This window comes from Inhella sp., from assembly GCF_041912635.1.
GTDB lineage: Bacteria > Pseudomonadota > Gammaproteobacteria > Burkholderiales > Burkholderiaceae_C > Inhella.
Genome location: NZ_JAYRMO010000066.1, coordinates 1 through 2352 on the forward strand (window position 1 = coordinate 1; position 2352 = coordinate 2352).

Genomic DNA, 2352 nt, shown 5'->3' on the forward strand with positions numbered 1-2352 from the left:
AGCTTTCTGGCCGGCCCGCTCAGCCCCCGCGAGCGCGGCGCCCTGGCGCTGCAGGACGTGCACCGCGCCCGCGTGACGCTGGACATGCGCGGCGAAACCTACCGCTGGCTGGCCCCCTACGAGGCCCTGCCCGCCGCGCCGGGCAGCAGCGGCGCGCGCGGGCGCCTGACCGGCTTTGTGGACCCCGGCGGCGATCAACTGGGCAGCCTCGCCCGGCCGGTGCGCGATTTCCGCGGCTGGCTCTGGCAGAACGGCCGTTGCAGCGACCGCGCGGCCCCTGCGCAGGAGGACTGCCTGCACCGCACCCACTACTCCATCCGCCTGCCGGTCGAGCTGTTCCGCGAAGCCTTGTTCCGGCGCGGAGAAAAGCCCGAATGGCCGCCGCACGACCTGGCCGCCCTGCGCCTGCAGGTGCAGATGCTGGGGCCCGGAGAGCCCGCGCCCGTGCTGTTCGACAGCAACGCCCCCGGCGCACGCTCGGCCGCGTCCCTGGCCGAGCTGGAGCACAGCCTGCTGCCGGGCGAGCGTGTGGAAATCCGCAAAATGGGTGCGGACGAAGCCTCGGCCCTGGTGCTCAAGGGCTCCGACGTGGAGCACGAACCCACCGCCCCCTGGCTGTTGCGCCTGGTGCGCTGGCTGCCGCTCGATGCCGCCACCGATGCGCCTCCCCAGCCGCCCCAGGGGCTCGATCTGCTGGACACGCCCACGGGCAACTATGTCGTCACCCTGCACGGCAACCTGCGCGGCGTGGAGCAAAGCCTGGCGGCGGTGGCATCGCGCATGTCCTGGTACCTGGGGGCCATGCTGGCGGCCATTGCGCTGGCGTGGCTGGCGGTGGAGATGGGGCTGCTGCGCCGCATCACGGCCCTGACGCGGCGCGCAGCCGCTGTGTCCTACAACGTGCAGGATGGCCAGATCGGCCCGCAACTGGGCCAGCTCGAAGTGTCCGACCTGCGCGGCTCCGACGAGCTGGGCATTCTGGCGGGCGGCCTGGCCGACCTGCTGCAGCGCGTGAAGGACGACCTGCAACGCGAGCGCCTGCGCGCCCAGCAGGAGCGCGACATGTGGCACGCCGTGGGCCACGAGATCATGTCGCCGCTGCAGTCGCTCATGGTGCTGCACGGCCCGCAGGACCCTGGCTACCGCTACGTGCAGCGCATGCAGCAGGCCGTGCACGTGCTGTACGGCACCGCATCGCCCGCCGAGGCGCTGCAGGCCGCCAACCTGCCCGAAGGCCGCCTGGACCTGGATGCCTTCCTGCGCCATGTGGCCGACAACGCGCACTTTGCCGGCATTGCCAACGTGGTGTACGCGGGCGCCGGCACGCCCGTCATCGTGCGCGCCGATGAATTTGCGCTGGAGGATGTGGTGACCCACATCCTGCGCAACGCCGACCGCTACCGACCGCAGGGCTCGCGCATCCGGCTGGAGCTGTCGGCATCGGAATCCACCGCCAGCGCCAGCCTGCACAACCAGGGCTCGACCATTGCCGAAGCGCTGCTGGAGCAGATTTTCGAACTGGGCGTGTCAGACCCCCAGCAGAACCCTGCGCCCGGCGCCAGCGAGCACCGGGGCCAGGGGCTGTTTGTGGCCAAGACCTACATGGCCAAGATGGGAGGCACCATCAGCGCGCACAACACCACCGACGGGGTGGCGTTCGTGCTCACTTTCCAGCGTCTGGGGTAGCTGATAGCTGCGCCCGCATGGCGTCGATCACGCTGCGGTAGTCGGGCTTGCCGAAGATGGCGCTGCCCGCCACGAAGGTGTCTGCGCCCGCATCGGCGACGCGGCGGATGTTGTCCTGCTTGATGCCGCCATCCACTTCCAGCCGGATGTCCTTGCCACTGGCGTCGATACGCTTGCGCACGGCCTCGATCTTGCGCAGGGCCGAGTCGATGAAGCTCTGGCCGCCAAAGCCGGGGTTGACGCTCATGATCAGGATGAGGTCGATGTCATCGATCACCCAGTCCAACACGTCCAGCGGCTGCGCGGGGTTGAACACCAGCCCGGGCTTGACGCCCTTGGAGCGGATGGCCTGGATGCTGCGGTGCACATGTCCCGAAGCGTCGGGGTGGAAGCTGATGTAGTCGGCCCCGGCCTCGGCAAAGGCGGCGGCCAGTGCGTCCACGGGCTGGATCATCAGGTGCACGTCGATGGGCACGGCCTGGCCTGCGGGCGTGACGGCATGGGGCTTGAGCGCCTGGCAGACCATGGGGCCAAAGGTCAGGTTGGGCACGTAATGGTTGTCCATCACGTCGAAATGGATCCAGTCGGCACCGGCGGCGATGACGCTGCGCACTTCCTCGCCCAGGCGGGCAAAGTCGGCGGACAGGATCGAGGGGGCAATGCGGT

Annotated in this window: 2 protein-coding genes; one reads left to right on the top strand and one right to left on the bottom strand. The window is 69.7% G+C overall.

Annotated features, from left to right (window positions below):
* The coding region (locus ACE3QP_RS21635) for a sensor histidine kinase (RefSeq protein ID WP_374439137.1) at positions 1 to 1686 on the top strand (1686 nt) is incomplete at its 5' end.
* Here the strand turns inward: ACE3QP_RS21635 and rpe are convergent.
* The coding region (rpe, locus tag ACE3QP_RS21640; RefSeq protein WP_374439139.1) for a ribulose-phosphate 3-epimerase at positions 1664 to 2352 on the bottom strand (689 nt) is incomplete at its 5' end. The genes ACE3QP_RS21635 and rpe overlap by 23 nt on opposite strands.